Origin of the sequence: Streptomyces sp. NPDC020489 (assembly GCF_044386545.1) — a bacterium.
Taxonomy (GTDB): Bacteria; Actinomycetota; Actinomycetes; order Streptomycetales; family Streptomycetaceae; genus Streptomyces.
In genome coordinates this window covers 768,807-785,858 of record NZ_JBIRUZ010000001.1, presented here as the reverse complement: position 1 = coordinate 785,858, position 17,052 = coordinate 768,807, and the positions used below count along the sequence as shown (strand labels likewise).

Genomic DNA, 17,052 nt, shown 5'->3' with positions numbered 1-17,052 from the left:
ATCCGGCCTCAACTCGGCCACACACCCGGCCACACATCCGTCGAACATCCGAAGTCTCGGAGGACATGCGGTGAACGAACTGCCGCAGCAGCTGGTCAACGGCCTGCTACTAGGAGCCATGTACGGGCTCGTCGCCATCGGCTACACAATGGTCTACGGCATCGTCCAGCTCATCAACTTCGCCCACGGCGAGATCTTCATGATCGGAGGGTTCGGCGCCCTCACGGTCTACCTCTACGTACTGCCCGACGGCACCACCATGTGGATCGCACTGCCCCTGATGCTCCTCGGAGCCATCATGGCCGCAGTCGTCGTCGCCGTAGGGGCGGAACGGTTCGCCTACCGACCCCTGCGCACCGCCCCACGCCTCGCACCCCTCATCACCGCCATCGGCCTCTCCCTCGCCCTCCAGCAGGCGGTGTGGGCCTGGTACCCCGGGGCCAAGGAATCCATCAACTTCCCCGAGATCGACGGCGGCCCCTTCGAGATCGGCAGCGTCACCATCCAGACCGGCGACGTCTTCCTGCTCATCGCCGCCCCCATCAGCATGGCGATCCTCGCCTACTTCGTCATGAAGACCCGCACCGGCCGAGGCATGCAGGCCACCGCCCAGGACCCCGACACCGCCAAGCTCATGGGCATCAACACCGACCGCATCATCGTGGTCGCCTTCGCCCTCGGCGCCCTCTTCGCCGCCGTCGGAGCCGTCGCCTACGGCCTCAAATACGGCCAGGTCCAGTTCCGCATGGGCTTCATCCTCGGCCTCAAGGCCTTCACCGCAGCCGTCCTCGGCGGCATCGGCAACATCTACGGCGCCATGCTCGGCGGCCTCGTCCTCGGCCTCGCCGAAACCATGGCCACCGCCTACATCGCCGACGTGCCCGGCTTCGACCTCCTCGGCGGCCAGTCCTGGGCCAACGTCTGGGCCTTCGTACTCCTCATCCTCGTACTCCTCGTCAGGCCACAAGGCCTGCTCGGCGAGCGCGTCGCTGACAGGGCGTGACACCGATGACCACACAGACCACCGAAACCCCCGGCACGCCGATCAAGAAGAGCGAGCCCACCGGCCTCATCGGCATCCCGGAGAACATCGGCCGCGCCCTCGCCACCGGCGGCGGCATCCTCGCCATCATCTCCACCTTCCTCGCCTGGACCTGGACCAGCGAATTCCCCGGCGACCTCACCGTCACCGGCTACCCCGGCGGCCTCCAGGTCCTCGTCCTCATCGGCGGCGCCCTCACCACCCTCCTCGGCCTCGCCTCCTACCGCGTCAAGGGCCTGCGCTGGCTCACCCCCGCAGGAGCCGACAGCGCCATCAAACTCGCCGCGCTCGGCACCTTCGCCACCGCCTGGTACACCGTCATCGCGATCAGCGTCCAGCTCGGCGGCGTCGTCAACCTCGAACCCGGCGGCTGGATCGCCGCGATCGTCACCCTCGCCGCCGTCCTCGGCGCCTACGCACTGCCCTTCGAACGCCCCGAGCCCGAACCCACCGACCCCGACGACACCGGATGGGAGCAGTTCCGGCACAAGGCACGCCACAACTGGACCATCTTCAAGTCCGCCGTCGCCTCCGGAACCCCCACCAAGGCACGCGAACTCCCCGCCTACGCCGAGATCCTCGTCATCGTCGCCGCCATGGCCGTCGGCCTGACCGTCTTCACCTACGGCATCGGCACCGAATACGACGAACTCTTCGTCGGCTTCCTCATCACCGTCGGCTTCGGCTTCGCCGCCCTCGCCAAGGCCGGGCTCGTGGCCCGGGTCTCGGCCATCACCGGCAAACACCGCACCATCACCATGTTCGGCGCCTTCATCGCCGCCGCACTCTTCCCCTTCACCCAGTCCGACGACCAGTACGCGACCATCGGCGTCTACATCCTGATCTTCGCCACCGTCGCCCTCGGCCTCAACATCGTCGTCGGCCTCGCCGGCCTCCTCGACCTCGGATACGTCGCCTTCCTCGGCGTCGGCGCCTACACCGCGGCCATGGTCTCCGGCTCCCCCTCCTCACCCTTCGACGTCCACCTGCCGTTCTGGCTCTCCGCCATCCTCGGCGCCGCAGTCGCCATGGTCTTCGGCGTCCTCATCGGCGCCCCCACCCTCCGACTGCGCGGCGACTACCTCGCCATCGTCACCCTCGGCTTCGGAGAGATCTTCCGCATCACCGTCCTCAACATGGACGGCACCTCCGGACCCGACATCACCAACGGCTCCAACGGCATCTCCTCCATCCCGAACCTCAACATCCTCGGCTTCGACTTCGGCGCCGAACACACCATCCTCGGGTTCACCATCGCGCGCTTCGCCAACTACTTCCTGCTGATGCTGCTCATCACGCTCGTCGTCGTGGTCGTCTTCCAGCGCAGCAGCGACTCCCGCATCGGCCGCGCCTGGATCGCCATCCGCGAAGACGAGACCGCCGCACTCGCCATGGGCATCAACGGCTTCCGCGTCAAACTCATCGCCTTCGCCCTCGGCGCCTCCCTCGCCGGCCTCGCCGGCGCCGTACAGGCCCACGTCACCTACACCGTGACACCCGAGCAATACCAGTTCGCCCACGTCGTACCACCCAACTCGGCCTTCCTCCTCGCCGCAGTCGTCCTCGGCGGCATGGGCACCATCGCCGGCCCCCTCGTCGGCGCCGCCCTGCTCTACCTGATCCCGGCCAAGCTCCAGTTCCTCGGCGACTACCAACTCTTCGCCTTCGGACTCGCGCTCGTCCTGCTGATGCGATTCCGCCCCGAGGGCCTCATCCCCAACCGGCGCCGCCAGCTCGAATTCCACGAAGAGGCCGCAGCGCCCGCAGTCCTCGGCAAGACAGGGGCCTGACACATGACCACCGACACCACCACCCTCACCGGGACGACCGTCCTCGACGCCCGCGGCGTCACCATGCGCTTCGGCGGCCTCACCGCCGTCCGCAACGTCGACCTCACCGTCAACAGCGGCGAGATCGTCGGACTCATCGGACCCAACGGCGCCGGCAAGACCACCTTCTTCAACTGCCTCACCGGCCTCTACATCCCCACCGAGGGCGAAGTCCGCTACAAGGGCACCGTCCTGCCGCCGAAGTCCTTCAAGGTCACCGCCGCCGGCATCGCCCGCACCTTCCAGAACATCCGCCTGTTCGCCAACATGACGGTCCTGGAAAACGTCCTCGTCGGCCGCCACACCCGCACCAAAGAAGGCCTCTGGTCCGCACTCCTACGCGGCCCCGGCTTCCACAAAGCCGAACGCGCCTCACGCGAACGCGCCATGGAACTCCTCGACTTCGTGGGCCTCGCCCACAAAGCCGAACACCTCTCCCGCAACCTCCCCTACGGCGAACAGCGCAAGCTCGAAATCGCACGCGCCCTCGCCAGCGAGCCGGGCCTGCTGCTGCTCGACGAGCCCACAGCCGGCATGAACCCGCAAGAGACACGGGCAACCGAGGAACTCGTCTTCGCCATCCGCGACAAGGGCATCGCCGTCCTCGTCATCGAGCACGACATGCGGTTCATCTTCAACCTCTGCGACCGCGTCGCCGTCCTGGTCCAGGGCGAAAAACTCGTCGAAGGCGACAGCGCCACCGTCCAGGGCGACGAACGCGTCGTCGCGGCCTACCTCGGCGAGCCCTTCGAGAACGCCCCCGGCGACGAAGAAGCCGCAGAAGTCGAGACGGCGGAGGCCAACGCCTCCTCGGACGCCGCGCCCGGCAAGGAGAACGACCGATGACCGCACTGCTCGAAGTCGAGGACCTCCGAGTCGCCTACGGCAAGATCGAGGCCGTCAAGGGCATCTCGTTCAAGGTCGAGGCCGGCGAAGTCGTCACCCTCATCGGCACCAACGGCGCCGGCAAGACCACGACCCTGCGCACCCTGTCGGGCCTGCTCAAGCCCGTCGGCGGCCAGATCAAGTTCGACGGCAAGTCACTGAAGAAGACCCCCGCCCACCAGATCGTCTCGCTCGGCCTCGCCCACTCCCCCGAGGGCCGGCACATCTTCCCCCGCATGACGATCGAGGACAACCTGCGACTCGGAGCGTTCCTCCGCAACGACAGGCAGGGCATCGAGAAGGACATCCAGCGCGCCTACGACCTCTTCCCGATCCTGGGAGAGCGCCGCAAGCAGGCCGCCGGCACCCTCTCGGGCGGTGAACAGCAGATGCTGGCCATGGGCCGCGCGCTCATGTCACAGCCGAAGCTGCTGATGCTGGACGAGCCGTCCATGGGTCTGTCCCCGATCATGATGCAGAAGATCATGGCGACGATCGCCGAACTGAAGTCCCAGGGCACCACGATCCTGCTCGTCGAGCAGAACGCCCAGGCGGCCCTCTCCCTGGCCGACCACGGCCACGTCATGGAGATCGGCAAGATCGTGCTGTCCGGCACCGGGCAGCACCTGCTGCACGACGAGTCGGTCCGCAAGGCCTACCTCGGCGAGGACTAGCACCTCACGGCGACACGACGAGGCCCGCGTCCCCCTGCCGGGGACGCGGGCCTCGCTCCGTCTCGCTCTGTCCCGCTCCGGGTCAGCCCTTGGACGCCTTCTTCTCCTCGGCATCCTGAATCACGGCCTCAGCGACCTGCTGCATCGACATACGCCGGTCCATCGACGTCTTCTGGATCCAACGGAACGCGGCCGGCTCCGTCAGCCCGTACTCGGTCTGCAGAATCGACTTCGCCCGGTCGACCAGCTTGCGAGTCTCCAGACGCAGAGTCAGGTCAGCGACCTCCGCCTCCAACTCCTTCAGCTCGGTGAACCGGGACACGGCCATCTCGATCGCCGGAACGACGTCGCTCTTGCTGAAGGGCTTGACGAGATACGCCATGGCACCGGCGTCCCGGGCCCGCTCGACCAGGTCGCGCTGCGAGAAAGCGGTGAGCATCAGGACCGGGGCGATGCGCTCCTCGGCGATCTTCTCGGCCGCGGAGATGCCGTCCATCTTGGGCATCTTCACATCGAGGATGACCAGGTCCGGCTTGTGCTCACGGGCCAGCTCGATGGCCTGCTCACCGTCACCGGCCTCACCGACGACGCTGTAGCCCTCCTCCTCCAGCATCTCCTTGAGGTCGAGGCGGATCAGCGCCTCGTCCTCGGCGATGACGACACGGGTCGTCAGCGGAGGCACGTGCGACTTGTCGTCGTCGGGCGCGTCTACGGGCTGGGGCGACTCGGGGGCGGTCACGGGGGCTCCTCGTTCAGGGGCGGGGGTACTGCTCACAAGAGCGTACCTAGCTGCGGTAAGGTGGGGACACGGCGGGTGACCGTCGACCTTTGTTTTACAGGGCGCCCCGGTAGCCCAGCGGTAGAGGCAATGGTCTCAAACACCATCCAGCGTCGGTTCGAATCCGACCCGGGGTACTTTTCTTTTGATTCCAAGGTCGCAATTTCGAAGCGGATGGGCACGTTCTCGTGAACATCCGTTTTTTGCTGCGTGTTGCCGCGATCAGCCTCGCATGGTGTCCACATGTGCGACCTCAGCACACGCAAGCGAGCACTCGCGCTGGTTGCACAGGGCCGAAGCCTCAACTCGGTTAGCCGAGAGACCGGCATCTCGCGTGCAGCGGTTCGCTCCTGGCAGGTCCGGCTGGAACCCCTGCCCCGCATGACGGTTCCACCGCCCGGACCACCCACCGACGAGGTCTCGTACTCCTACCTACTGGGTCTCTATCTCGGCGACGGCTGTATCAGTGCCCACCCTCGGGGGTCTGGCCACTATCTGCGTATCGCGTGCGCAGACTCATGGCCAGGGCTGATTGACGCCTGCGCAGCCGCGATGCGCTCGGTCAACCCCTCAGGCAACGCATACCGCGTGCAGGCTCAGGGCTACGTGTCGGTAGTCGGGTACTACCCACACTGGCCCCACCTCTTCCCTCAACACGGCCCCGGCAAGAAGCACGAGCGCCTCATCGCCCTCGAACCCTGGCAACAGGAAATCGTCGACGCCCACCCCTGGGAGTTCATCCGCGGCCTCATCCACTCCGACGGCTGCCGCATCACCAACTGGACGACCCGCATGGTCGCCGGTGAGCGCAAGCGCTATGAATACCCCCGGTACTTCTTCACCAACAAGTCCGACGACATCAGGAAGCTCTTCACCAACACGCTCGACCTGGTCGGCGTCGAATGGACCAGCCTCGCTCGCGGCAGCGACCCTCTCAACATCTCCATCGCCCGCAAAGCCTCCGTCGCCCTCATGGACATCCACGTAGGCCCGAAACACTGACTACTTGGGACTGTCGTCCTCGCCGATGTGGTGGACCCGGACGAGGTTCGTCGTCCCGGAGACCCCGGGGGGTGAGCCGGCCGTGATCACGACCACGTCGCCCTTCTCGCAGCGGCCGTACTTGAGCAGCAGCTCGTCCACCTGGTCGACCATCGCGTCCGTGGAGTCGACCTGGGGGCCCAGGAACGTCTCCACGCCCCACGTCAGGCTGAGCTGGGACCGAATCGCCGGTTCGGGGGTGAAGGCGAGCAGCGGGATCGGGGAGCGGTAGCGGGACAGGCGGCGCACGGTGTCTCCGGACTGGGTGAAGGCGACCAGGAACTTCGCGCCGAGGAAGTCGCCCATCTCCGCGGCGGCTCGGGCGACCGCGCCGCCCTGGGTGCGGGGTTTGTTGCGTTCGGTCAGGGGCGGGAGGCCCTTGGCGAGGATGTCTTCCTCGGCGGCCGTGACGATCCTCGCCATGGTCCGTACCGTCTCGATCGCGTATTTGCCGACGCTGGTCTCGCCGGAGAGCATGACCGCGTCCGTGCCGTCGATGACGGCGTTGGCGACGTCGCTGGCCTCGGCTCTGGTCGGGCGGGAGTTGTCGATCATCGAGTCGAGCATCTGGGTCGCGACGATGACGGGTTTGGCGTTGCGTTTGGCGAGTTTGATCGCGCGCTTCTGGACGATCGGGACTTGTTCGAGGGGCATTTCGACGCCGAGGTCGCCGCGGGCGACCATGATGCCGTCGAAGGCGTCGACGATGTCGTCGATGGCGTCGACGGCCTGGGGTTTTTCCACTTTGGCGATGACGGGGAGGCGGCGGCCTTCCTCGTCCATGATGCGGTGGACGTCCTCGATGTCGCGGCCGCTGCGTACGAAGGACAGGGCGATCACGTCGAAGCCGGTGCGCAGGGCCCAGCGCAGGTCCGCTTCGTCCTTTTCGGACAGGGCCGGCACGGATACGGCTACGCCGGGGAGGTTGAGGCCTTTGTTGTCGGAGACCATGCCGCCTTCGATGACGGTGGTGTGGACTCGGGGTCCGTCGACGGCGGTGACCTCGAGGCAGACTTTGCCGTCGTCGACGAGGATGCGTTCGCCGGTGGTCACGTCGGTGGCGAGTCCGGTGTAGGTGGTGCCGCATTGGCGTTGGTCGCCTTCGGCGTCTTCTTCCACGGTGATGGTGAAGGTGTCGCCGCGTTCAAGGAGTACGGGTCCTTCGGTGAAGCGGCCGAGTCGGATCTTCGGGCCCTGAAGGTCGGCGAGGGTGCCGACGCTGTGGCCGGTCTCGTCGGCGGCCTTGCGGACGCGCTGGTAGCGCTCCTCGTGTTCGGCGTAGGAGCCGTGGCTGAGGTTGAAGCGGGCTACGTCCATTCCGGCCTCGACCAGTGCCTTGATCTGGTCGTACGAGTGGGTGGCGGGGCCCAGGGTGCAGACGATCTTTGCTCGGCGCATGGTGCGAGCCTAGGCCTTACCGGCGGGTAGGGATTTGGCGTGGGGTGACTACTCAACAACCTTTGGGTGAAAGGCTTTTGACAAGTGTTGAATTGTGCGGCGGGGTGCTCCGATGAGCGTTCCCGTTCGTGAATTCGGGCAGGAATTCGGGCGTGCACTCGGGTTCGCGTCTGTGTGCGGTCACAGTTGTGGCGGGGCCATGGTGAAGCGGGCGTTGACCTGGGCGTGGACGTGCTGGCGCTGGGGTTCGAGGTCGAGGGGGGCGGCGGCGGTGTCCTCGTCGGCGGCGTAGGACATGGAGCGCATGCGTCTGCTGCCGGTGGGGGCGAGGGGTTGGGTGTTCTCGGCGCCGATGTCGGCGAGTTCCACGAGGGCGGCCAGGGTGGTGCCGAGTGCTTCCGCGTACTCCCGGGCGCGTTGGACGGCTTCTTTCACTGCCTGCTGGCGGGCTTGGCGGTGGGCTGGGGAGTCGGGACGCAGGGCCCATGAGGGGCCGTCGACGTGGGTGAGTTCGAGGTCGGCGAGGCGGGTGGCGAGTTCGCCGAGGGTGGTGAAGTCGGTGAGTTCGGCGGTGATGTGTACGTGGCCGTGGTAGGCGTGGACGCGTTCGCCGCGGCCTTTGTCCTTGAGTTGGGGGGTGAGGGAGAAGGTGCCGGTTTCGAGTCGATCGACGGCGTCGCCGTAGGACTTGATCAGGTCGAGGACGGTGGCGTTGCGGCGGGTGAGGTCGTCGAGGGCGGTGCGGCGGTCTTTGCCGCGGGCGGTGACGCTGATGCCGAGGCGGGCGATCTCGGGGTCGACTTCGAGTTGCGCTTCGCCGCGGACGGCGATGCGGGGTGCGTCGGGGGTGCCGTAGGGCTGGTGGGGGTGGGGGTTGTCGGTGGTGGGTGTGGTCATACGACCCACTGTGTCACTGCTTGGCCGGTGGGTGGCGGCGGATGTCACAGGTTGGGTCACCAGATCGAAACCTGGAGGGGGTGTTGCCGCTCGGGGTGGCCGGGTCAGAATCTACGCGCGTCATTGGCCGTTCCTGGAGGAGATCAAGACATGCCGTTGAACCGCAGGAAGTTCCTGGAGAAGTCCGCCGTGACCGGGGCGGGTGTCGCGCTGGCTGGTGCCGTGGGGGCTCCTGCTGCCGAGGCCGCGGAGGCGTCGGGTGTGAAGCGGCCGAAGCCGGCGAAGCGGTACTCCCTGACGGTGATGGGGACCACGGACCTGCACGGCAACATCTTCAACTGGGACTATTTCAAGGACGCGGAGTACACGGACGCCAAGGGCAATGCCAAGGGGCTGGCCCGGGTCTCGACGCTGGTGAACCAGGTCCGTGCGGAGAAGGGCCGGCGCAACACGCTGCTCATCGACGCGGGCGACACCATTCAGGGGACGCCGCTGACGTACTACTACGCGAAGGTCGATCCGATCACCGCTCCCGGTGGCCCGGTCCACCCGATGGCGGCGGCGATGAACGCGATCGGCTATGACGCTGTGGCGCTCGGCAATCACGAGTTCAACTACGGCATCGAGACGTTGCGGAAGTTCGAGGACCAGTGTGACTTTCCGCTGCTGGGCGCGAACGCGTTGGACGCCAAGACGCTGAGGCCGGCCTTCCCGCCCTATTTCATGAAGACGTTCTGTCCGCCGGGTCTGCCGCCGGTCAAGGTCGCCGTCCTTGGTCTGACCAACCCGGGTATCGCGATCTGGGACAAGGCGTATGTCGACGGCAAGCTGGTGTTCCCGGGTCTGGAGGAGCAGGCGGCGAAGTGGGTGCCGAAGCTGCGGTCGATGGGTGCGGACGTGGTGGTCGTCTCGGCGCACTCGGGTTCTTCTGGCACCTCCTCCTACGGTGACCAGTTGCCATACATCGAGAACTCCGCGGCGCTGGTCGCGCAGCAGGTGCCGGGCATCGACGCGATCCTGGTCGGTCACGCGCACACCGAGATCGCGGAGCTGCTGGTCACCAACGACAAGACGGGCAGGACGGTCGTGTTGTCGGAGCCGCTCTGCTATGCGCAGCGGTTGTCGTTGTTCGACTTCGAGCTGGTCTTCGCCAAGGGGCGTTGGACGGTGGAGTCGGTGAAGGCGACGGTGCGTGACTCCAGGACGGTCGCGGACGACCCGAAGATCACCAAGTTGCTGAGGGACGACCATGACATCGTCGTGGAGTATGTGAACCAGGTCGTCGGTACGGCCACCGCGACGCTGACGACGGTCGAGGCGCGGTACAAGGACGCTCCGATCATCGACCTGATCACGAAGGTTCAGGAGGATGTGGTGAAGGCGGCTCTGGCGGGCACCGAGTACGCCTCGCTGCCGGTCATCGCGCAGGCTTCGCCGTTCTCCCGCACCTCGGAGATCCCGGCGGGCGAGGTGACGATCCGGGACCTGTCGAGCCTGTACGTGTACGACAACACGCTGGTCGCGAAGGTGATGACGGGTGCGCAGCTCAAGGCGTACCTGGAGTATTCGGCGGAGTATTTCGTGCAGACCCCGGCCGGTGCCGCGGTGGACGTGGAGAAGCTGACGAACGCGAACAACCGCCCGGACTACAACTACGACTATGTGTCGGGTCTGGCGTACGAGATCGACATCGCGCAGGCGGCGGGTTCGCGGATCAAGAACCTGACGTACAACGGTGCCGCGTTGGACGAGACGCAGAAGTTCGTGTTCGCGGTGAACAACTACCGTGCCAACGGTGGTGGCGCGTTCCCGCATGTGGCGTCGGCGCCCGAGGTGTGGGCGGAGTCGACGGAGATCCGTACTCGGATCGCGGAGTGGGTGACGGCGAAGGGTGTGCTGGACCCGGCGGACTTCGCGTCGGTGGACTGGAGGCTCACCCGCAACGGGACGCCGGTCTTCTGAGGCTTCGGCAGCGTTCCGTATGCGGCGCCGGCGCGGACTTTCGCGCCGGCGTCGCGCGCGTTCAGCGGCCTTCGGTCAGGGGGGTGAGCGTGGGGGCTTGGCGGGCGGCGGGGATCTGGGGGCGCGGGTCGAGTCCGAAGGTGGTGAAGGCCGTTCGCGGGGGCAGCGGGTACGGGTCTTTCTGGGTGAGGGTGTTGAGGATGGTGGCGCTGCGCCAGGCGGCGAGGCCGAGGTCGGGGGTCCCGACGCCGTGGGTGTGGCGTTCGGCGTTCTGGACGTAGAGGGTGCCGGTGACGGAGGGGTCGAGGACGAGTCTGAACTGTTCGTCGATGCGGGGGCGTTCGCGGCTGTCGCGGCGGAGGTAGGGGTCGAGGCCGGCGAGGATGCGGTCGAGGGGGCGTTCCCGGTAGCCGGTGGCGAGGATGACGGCGTCGGTGGTGAGGCGGGAGCGGGTGTTCTGCTCGATGTGTTCGAGGTGGAGTTCGACCTTGGTGGTGGCGACGCGGCCGGCGGTGCGGACGCGGACGCCGGGGGTGAGGACGGCGTCGGGCCAGCCGCCGTGCAGGGTGCGCTGGTAGAGCTCGTCGTGGATGGCGGCGATGGTGTCGGCGTCGATGCCTTTGTGGAGTTGCCATTGGGAGGTGACGAGCCGGTCGCGTTCGGCTTCGGGCAGGGCGTGGAAGTAGTGCGCGTAGTCGGGTGTGAAGTGTTCGAGGCCGAGCTTGGAGTACTCCATGGGGGCGAAGGCCTCGGTGCGGCCGAGCCAGTGCAGGCCTTCGCGGCCCGGGGGGCGGGTGCGCAGCAGGTCGAGGAAGATCTCGGCGCCTGATTGTCCGGTGCCGACGACGGTGACGTGTTCGGCGCGTTGGAAGGCGTCGCGGTGGGCGAGGTAGTCGGCGGCGTGGATGACGGGTACGCCGGTGGCTTCGACGAGGGGTTTGAGGGGTTCGGGGAGGTGGGGCTCGGTGCCTACGCCGAGGACGATGTTGCGGGTGTAGGTCCGTCCGAGGGCCTCGGCTTCGCCGTCGGGGTCGAGTTGGGTGAAGTCGACTTCGAACAGGTCGCGTTCGGGGTTCCAGCGGACGGCGTCGACCTGGTGTCCGAAGTGGAGGCCGGGCAGGTTCTCGGCGACCCAGCGGCAGTAGGCGTCGTATTCGGCGCGTTGGATGTGGAAGCGCTCGGCGAAGTAGAAGGGGAAGAGTCTCTCGCGGCTTTTGAGGTAGTTGAGGAAGGTCCAGGGGCTGGTGGGGTCGACGAGGGTGACCAGGTCGGCGAGGAAGGGGACTTGGATGCGGGCGCCGTCGATGAGGAGGCCCGGGTGCCAGTCGAAGCCGGGGCGCTGTTCGTAGAAGACGGTGTCGAGTTCGGGGAGGGGGTGGGCGAGGGCGGCGAGGGAGAGGTTGAAGGGGCCGATGCCGATGCCGACCAGGTCGCGGGGTGCGTCGGGCTCGTGGTGGGGAGGGGTGGGGGTCATCGGTGGGGGGTTCCTTCCACGGTCTTCAGGAGTGCGGCCAGGTCGTCGGGCCGGGTGTGGGGGTTGAGGAGGGTGGCTTTGAGCCAGAGCCGGCCGTCGAGGCGGGCGCGGCCGAGGACGGCGCGGCCGTGGGTGAGGAGGTGTCGGCGGGTGGCGGCGAGGTCGTCGTCGGTGGTGTGGACGGGTCGGAACAGGACGGTGCTGATGGTGGGCCGGTCGTGGAGTTCGAAGCCGGGGTGGGTGTGGACGAGGTCGGCGAACTCGGCGGCTCGTGCGCAGACTTGGTCGACCAGGTGGCCGAGGCCTGTGCGTCCGAGGGTCTGGAGGGTGGCGGCGATCTTGAGGATGTCGGGGCGGCGGGTGGTGCGCAGGGAGCGGCCGAGGAGGTCGGGCAGGCCGGCGTCGGTGTCGTCGTCGGCGTTGAGGTAGTCGGCGCGTTGCCGCAGTGGGGTGAGGTCGCGGGCGTCGTGGACGGCGAGGATTCCGGCGGCGGCGGGTTGCCAGCCGAGTTTGTGCAGGTCGAGTGTGACGGTGTCGGCGGTGTCGAGGCCGGTGAGTTTGTCCCGGTGCCGGGTGCTGAAGAGGAGTCCTGCGCCGTAGGCCGCGTCGATGTGGAGGCGGGCGCCGTGGGTGCGGCAGACGGCGGCGATGTCGGGGAGGGGGTCGATGAGGCCGGCGTCGGTGGTTCCCGCGGTGGCGGCGACGAGGTGGGGGCCGGGGTGGTCGGTGAGGGCGGTGTTCAGGGCGGCGGGGTCGAGGGTGCCTGCGGGGGTGGGCACGAGGACCGGTTGGGGTGTGCCGAGGAGCCAGGTGGCGCGGGGCAGGGAGTGGTGGGCGTTGGTGCCGCAGACCAGGCGGACGTCTGCGCCGAGGGCTTCTCGGGCCAGGAGCAGGGCCAGTTGGTTTGATTCGGTGCCGCCCGTGGTGACGAGGGCGTCGGGCGTGTTGTCGGCTGCGGGCCGGTGGGGGCTTGTCGCGCCCTGCGGAGGAGCCGCATGCCGATGCGGCCCCGCGTCCCTGCGTGGGTGCCCGTAGACCTCGTTCGCGAGTACCCGGGTGAGCAGTCTCTCCAGCTCTGACGCTGCCGGTGCCTGGTCCCAGGAGTCGAGGGACGGGTTGAGGACGGATGCGGCGAGGTCTGCCGCTGCCGCTACGGCGAGGGGTGGGCAGTGCAGGTGGGCGGCGCACAGGGGGTCTGCCGGGTCTGCTGCGCCTTCCGCCAGGGTCCGCACCAGGTGCCGTAGGGCTTCCGGGTCGCCTTCGTCCGGGAGGAGGTCGCCGACCGCGTCCCGTACTCGTGCCGCGACTGTCTCGGGGCCGCCGGCCGGGAGTGGGCCCCCGCGCTTTCGTGTGCCGTCGCTGAGTGCGTCGAGGACGGTGGTGAGCAACGGGCGCAGGGCGCGGGGGCCTTCGGGTCCTGAGGCCAGTGGCGGGGTGCGCATGGTGCCAGCTTGTACGCGGTTGCGTGGGCGCGCCCGGGGGGTTCGGCGATTCAGACCCGAAAGGGGGTACTTCGTGGCGGGGTCAGCCCCGGAAGTCCTCGGCGTGGCCGTGGGCCCACTGCTCGAAGGTGCGGGCGGGGGCGCCGGTGATCTTCTCGACGGTGTGGGTGATCTCCGGGGTCGCGCCGACGGTGGCGGCCCAGCTCTTGAGCAGGAACTGCGTGAGGTGGGGCGGCAGGTGGGAGAAGAGTTCGGTGGCGGCCTGTTCCGGGGGGAGTTCGACGTACTCCAGGTCGCGGCCGAGGGCTCGGCCGATCGCGGCGATCTGGTCTTTGTTGCTGGTGGCGGCGGGTCCGGTGAGGATGTGGACGGCGCCTTCGTGGCCGATGTCGAGGAGGGCGCGTTCGGCGACGGCGGCGATGTCGTCCTCGTGGATGGGTGCGCTCGTCGCGTCGGCGAAGACGCCGCGGACGGTGTCGCCGGCGCGGATCTGGCCGGCCCAGGAGAGGGCGTTGACGGCGAAGGCGTGAGGGCGCAGGAAGGTCCATTCCAGGCCGCTGTCGCGGACCGCCTGTTCGGCGTCGGCGTGCATGATCCGCAGGGGGTTGTGGTCGTCGGCGCCCTCCTTGACGTATCCGGCGGACAGCAGCACGACGTGGCGGACGCCGGCCTCGCGGGCGGCCGTGAGGAGGTCGGCGTTCGCGGCCTGGACGTAGAGGAAGAGTTCGGTGGCGCCCGCGAAGGCGGCCGGGTCGGGGTGGAGGCGCGTGACCTCCACCCCGTCGGGCAGTGCGGCCTTGTGGGGGTCGCGGGTGAGGGCGCGTACGGGTCGGCCTGCGGCGAGGAGGCGGTCGACGAGGGCACGGCCGACGTTTCCGGTGGCGCCGGTTACTAAGATCACGGGGCTGTCTCCCAGGGTGGATCGTCGTTGACTGTCCGTAGCCTAGAGCGGACGATCGCCTTCCCGCGTCGTCTCCCGGGAGCAACCGCGGCCTACGTCTGAGGTCCTAGGGCCGGTTGCGAGAGTGGCCTCTGCCGCGCGACGCCCGGCACGCGCTCTCGCGGCCGCCCTCCGACGACGAGGCCACCTTCACCACAGGCCCTAGGCCTGCCGTACTCGCCATGCGCGTGCCAGGTCGTCGAGTTGGTCGGCGAGTTTGCGGCGCAGGGCGGGGAGGGGATCGGCGTCGCGCAGACAGGCCTCGCCCGCGGTCAGGGTGGCCGCGTCGACGGCGTGGGCGGGGAACGCCCAGCGGCCGGCGGCGTCGGCGATGGCGGGGCCGCGGCGGGTGGCGAGGGCGACGGCGTCCTCGAAGTAGCGCGGGACGTACTCCTCCAGGAGTTCGGCCTGTTCGGGCTGCCAGAAGCCCTGGGCGGTGGCGATGAACAGGTAGTTGGACAGGTCGTCGCCGGTGAACATGGCCTCCCACGCGGTGCGCTTGGCGTCCGCGTCGGGCAGGGCGGCCCGGCAGCGGGCGGCGCCCTCCTGCCCGGTGGCGGACGGGTCGCGCTCCAACTCCGCGGCGATGGCGGCCTCGTCGGTGGCGTCGAGGACGGCGAGCCGGGCCAGGACGCGCCAGCGCAGCTCGGGGTCGAGTTCGGGGCCGCCGGGGACGGTGCCGTCGGCGAGCCAGGCGGCGATGGTGTCGGGGTGGGCGGCGACGTCGATGAAGTGGCGTACGGCGATCAGGCGCAGGCCGGGGTGGTCGCCGTCCTCGGTGCGGCGGATCAGGTCGCGGCACAGGTCGGTGAGGGTGGCGAGGGCGGCGGGGCGTTCCTCGGCGGTGAGGTAGCGGCCGGCGACCTGGACGGAGGCGAAGGCGAGGACGCCTTGGACGAGGGCGAGGTCGGTCTCGTGCGGGAGGTGGGTGCGGGCGGCCTCCAGGTAGGCGGTGGGGGCCAGTTCGCCGTCGCGGACGCAGTCGCGCAGGGCGTTCCAGACGACGGCGCGGGTGAGCGGGTCGGGCAGCCCGGACAGGTTCGCGCGGACGGTGTCGAAGGAGGCGGTGTCGAAGCGGACCTTGGCGTAGCTGAGGTCGCCGTCGTTGAGCAGCAGGAGCGCGGGGCGTTTGCCGATGGGCTGCGGCGTGCTGTGCGGGATGTCGAGGTCGAGGCGTTCGCGCAGCACGAGCTGGCGGCCTTCGTCGGTGACGTCCTGGTCGTAGAGGCCGACGCGGATGCGGTGCGGGCGGCTGCCGAGGTGCTCGACGCGGAGGGTGCAGGTGCCTTCGTCGCCGGGGGTCACCTCGGGTTTGAGGGTGTCGACGCCGGTGGTGCGCAGCCAGGTCTCGGCCCAGGCGTGGACGTCGCGTTCGGTGCTGCTGGCGAGGGAGTCGACGAAGTCGGCGAGGGTGGCGTTGGCGAACTTGTGCCGGGCGAAGTGGGTGTTGATGCCGGCGAGGAAGTCCTTCTCGCCGAGCCAGGCCACCAACTGCCGTAGTGCGGAGGCGCCCTTGGCGTAGGAGATGCCGTCGAAGTTGAGCATGGCGGAGGCGGTGTCCGGGACCAGCTCGGGGTCGGGGGCGACGGGGTGGGTCGAGGGGCGCTGGTCGGCCTCGTAGCCCCAGGCCTTGCGGGCGACGCCGAAGTCGGTCCAGGTGTCGGTGAAGCGGGTGGCCTCGGTGAGGGTCTGGTAGCCCATGTACTCGGCGAAGGACTCGTTGAGCCAGATGTCGTCCCACCAGCGCAGGGTGACGAGGTCGCCGAACCACATGTGGGCCATCTCGTGGGCGATGACCATGGCGCGGGTCTGGCGCTCGGCGTCGGTGACGGCGGAGCGGTAGACGAACTCGTCGCGGAAGGTGACCAGTCCGGGGTTCTCCATGGCGCCGGCGTTGAACTCGGGGACGAACGCCTGGTCGTAGGAGTCGAAGGGGTAGGGCTCGTCGAACTTCTCGTGGTAGCGGTCGTAGCACTGCTTGGTGATCTCGAACAGTTCGTCGGCGTCCGGGTCGAGGTAGGGGGCCAGGGAGCGGCGGCAGTGCAGGCCGAAGGGCAGGCCGCGGTGTTCGGTGGTGACGGAGTGGTAGGGGCCGGCGGCGAGGGCGACGAGGTAGGTGGAGATCCGCGGGGTGGGGGTGGCCTGCCAGCGGCCGTCGCCGAGGTGTTCGGTGCGGCCGTTGGCGAGGACGGTCCAGTTCTCGGGGGCCGTGACGGTGAGTTCGAAGACGGCCTTGAGGTCGGGCTGGTCGAAGGCGGCGAAGACGCGGGGGGCGTCGTCCATGCACAGGTTCGTGTAGAGGTAGGTCTCGCCGTCGGCGGGGTCGGTGAAGCGGTGCATGCCTTCGCCGGTGCGGGAGTAGCGCATGCGGGCGTCGATGTGGAGTTCGTGTTCGCCGGCGGTGAGGTTCTTCAGGGGCAGCCGGTCGGCGTCGAGGGAGTCGGGGTCGAGGGGTTGTCCGTCGAGGGTGACGGAGCGCAGTTCGGCGGGCTTCAGCTCGACGAAGGTGTCCGCGTCGGTCGTCGCGGTGAAGCGGATGACGGTGCGGGAGTCGAAGGTGTCGTCCCCGGTGGTCAGATCGAGGTCGATCGTGTACCGGTGGACGTCGAGGAGCTTGGCACGGGTCTGCGCTTCGTCGCGCGTCAGTACGGACATGCACGACATGCTGCCTGATGGGGGCGGCCGGGCAC

The 17,052-nt window shown here is 68.5% G+C and carries 13 protein-coding genes and 1 tRNA gene; 7 read left to right on the top strand and 7 right to left on the bottom strand.

The window, feature by feature from the left end; all coding sequences use genetic code 11:
• Positions 1 to 70: 70 nt before the first annotated feature.
• From ACH41F_RS03520 to ACH41F_RS03505, 4 genes are read left to right on the top strand one after another with little or no spacing between them, the layout of a single operon-like run.
• Complete coding sequence (locus ACH41F_RS03520; protein ID WP_398832595.1) at positions 71 to 1,003, top strand: branched-chain amino acid ABC transporter permease; 933 nt, start codon at positions 71 to 73, stop codon at positions 1,001 to 1,003.
• Positions 1,004 to 1,008: 5 nt separating this feature from the next.
• Positions 1,009 to 2,832 carry a branched-chain amino acid ABC transporter permease gene (locus ACH41F_RS03515; RefSeq protein WP_391230178.1) on the top strand — a complete coding sequence of 608 codons (1,824 nt, stop codon included), beginning with the start codon at positions 1,009 to 1,011 and terminating at the stop codon, positions 2,830 to 2,832.
• Positions 2,833 to 2,835: 3 nt separating this feature from the next.
• Positions 2,836 to 3,717: an ATP-binding cassette domain-containing protein gene (locus tag ACH41F_RS03510; protein ID WP_391230176.1), complete on the top strand. Its 882-nt coding sequence runs from the start codon at positions 2,836 to 2,838 to the stop codon at positions 3,715 to 3,717.
• On the top strand, positions 3,714 to 4,430 hold the full coding sequence (locus ACH41F_RS03505) for an ATP-binding cassette domain-containing protein (RefSeq protein WP_391230174.1): 717 nt from the start codon (positions 3,714 to 3,716) through the stop codon (positions 4,428 to 4,430). The genes ACH41F_RS03510 and ACH41F_RS03505 overlap by 4 nt, the downstream gene beginning before the upstream one ends.
• Positions 4,431 to 4,512: 82 nt before the next feature.
• Here ACH41F_RS03505 and ACH41F_RS03500 read toward each other — a convergent pair whose 3' ends face one another.
• On the bottom strand, positions 4,513 to 5,169 hold the full coding sequence (locus ACH41F_RS03500) for a response regulator (RefSeq protein ID WP_391230172.1): 657 nt from the start codon (positions 5,167 to 5,169) through the stop codon (positions 4,513 to 4,515).
• A gap of 103 nt (positions 5,170 to 5,272) precedes the next feature.
• On the opposite strand from ACH41F_RS03500, the gene ACH41F_RS03495 reads away from it, so the two are divergent.
• A tRNA-Leu gene (locus tag ACH41F_RS03495) sits at positions 5,273 to 5,345 on the top strand.
• Between the two features lie 106 nt (positions 5,346 to 5,451).
• Positions 5,452 to 6,210, top strand: coding sequence for a transcriptional regulator (locus tag ACH41F_RS03490; protein WP_398832591.1), 759 nt, complete (start codon positions 5,452 to 5,454; stop codon positions 6,208 to 6,210).
• On the opposite strand, the gene pyk is transcribed toward ACH41F_RS03490, so the two are convergent.
• Together pyk and ACH41F_RS03480 are read right to left on the bottom strand one after the other, a co-directional pair.
• The gene (gene pyk / locus ACH41F_RS03485) at positions 6,211 to 7,647 is read right to left on the bottom strand and encodes a pyruvate kinase (protein ID WP_391230168.1); all 1,437 of its coding nucleotides are present in this window, start codon (positions 7,645 to 7,647) and stop codon (positions 6,211 to 6,213) included.
• A 180-nt stretch (positions 7,648 to 7,827) separates the two neighbouring features.
• The gene (locus ACH41F_RS03480) at positions 7,828 to 8,544 is read right to left on the bottom strand and encodes an SIMPL domain-containing protein (RefSeq protein WP_398832589.1); all 717 of its coding nucleotides are present in this window, start codon (positions 8,542 to 8,544) and stop codon (positions 7,828 to 7,830) included.
• 150 nt (positions 8,545 to 8,694) lie between these two features.
• Here ACH41F_RS03480 and ACH41F_RS03475 point away from each other — a divergent pair, with 150 nt between their 5' ends.
• Positions 8,695 to 10,506 (top strand): 5'-nucleotidase C-terminal domain-containing protein, encoded by a 1,812-nt coding sequence (locus ACH41F_RS03475; RefSeq protein ID WP_391230164.1) that lies wholly within the window; start codon positions 8,695 to 8,697, stop codon positions 10,504 to 10,506.
• 61 nt (positions 10,507 to 10,567) lie between these two features.
• Here the strand turns inward: ACH41F_RS03475 and ACH41F_RS03470 are convergent, their stop codons facing one another.
• The 4 genes from ACH41F_RS03470 to pepN form a co-directional block, all read right to left on the bottom strand.
• Positions 10,568 to 11,980, bottom strand: coding sequence for a lysine N(6)-hydroxylase/L-ornithine N(5)-oxygenase family protein (locus ACH41F_RS03470; protein ID WP_398832585.1), 1,413 nt, complete (start codon positions 11,978 to 11,980; stop codon positions 10,568 to 10,570).
• Positions 11,977 to 13,422 (bottom strand): pyridoxal phosphate-dependent decarboxylase family protein, encoded by a 1,446-nt coding sequence (locus ACH41F_RS03465; RefSeq protein ID WP_398832583.1) that lies wholly within the window; start codon positions 13,420 to 13,422, stop codon positions 11,977 to 11,979. Before ACH41F_RS03465 ends, ACH41F_RS03470 begins: the two co-directional genes overlap by 4 nt.
• A gap of 82 nt (positions 13,423 to 13,504) precedes the next feature.
• Positions 13,505 to 14,323, bottom strand: coding sequence for an NAD(P)H-binding protein (locus ACH41F_RS03460; RefSeq protein ID WP_398832581.1), 819 nt, complete (start codon positions 14,321 to 14,323; stop codon positions 13,505 to 13,507).
• A 201-nt stretch (positions 14,324 to 14,524) separates the two neighbouring features.
• Positions 14,525 to 17,017, bottom strand: coding sequence for an aminopeptidase N (pepN, locus tag ACH41F_RS03455; RefSeq protein WP_398832580.1), 2,493 nt, complete (start codon positions 17,015 to 17,017; stop codon positions 14,525 to 14,527).
• Positions 17,018 to 17,052: the final 35 nt, after the last annotated feature.

Bases quoted from the DNA above. Each gene is read 5' to 3' on its own strand.
- ACH41F_RS03470 (WP_398832585.1), bottom strand. From the start codon at position 11,980: ATGACCCCCACCCCTCCCCACCACGAGCCCGACGCACCCCGCGACCTG.
- ACH41F_RS03510 (WP_391230176.1), top strand. From the start codon at position 2,836: ATGACCACCGACACCACCACCCTCACCGGGACGACCGTCCTCGACGCC.
- ACH41F_RS03505 (WP_391230174.1), top strand. From the start codon at position 3,714: ATGACCGCACTGCTCGAAGTCGAGGACCTCCGAGTCGCCTACGGCAAG.
- ACH41F_RS03465 (WP_398832583.1), bottom strand. From the start codon at position 13,422: ATGCGCACCCCGCCACTGGCCTCAGGACCCGAAGGCCCCCGCGCCCTG.
- pepN (WP_398832580.1), bottom strand. From the start codon at position 17,017: ATGTCCGTACTGACGCGCGACGAAGCGCAGACCCGTGCCAAGCTCCTC.
- pyk (WP_391230168.1), bottom strand. From the start codon at position 7,647: ATGCGCCGAGCAAAGATCGTCTGCACCCTGGGCCCCGCCACCCACTCG.
- ACH41F_RS03480 (WP_398832589.1), bottom strand. From the start codon at position 8,544: ATGACCACACCCACCACCGACAACCCCCACCCCCACCAGCCCTACGGC.
- ACH41F_RS03475 (WP_391230164.1), top strand. From the start codon at position 8,695: ATGCCGTTGAACCGCAGGAAGTTCCTGGAGAAGTCCGCCGTGACCGGG.
- ACH41F_RS03490 (WP_398832591.1), top strand. From the start codon at position 5,452: ATGTGCGACCTCAGCACACGCAAGCGAGCACTCGCGCTGGTTGCACAG.
- ACH41F_RS03515 (WP_391230178.1), top strand. From the start codon at position 1,009: ATGACCACACAGACCACCGAAACCCCCGGCACGCCGATCAAGAAGAGC.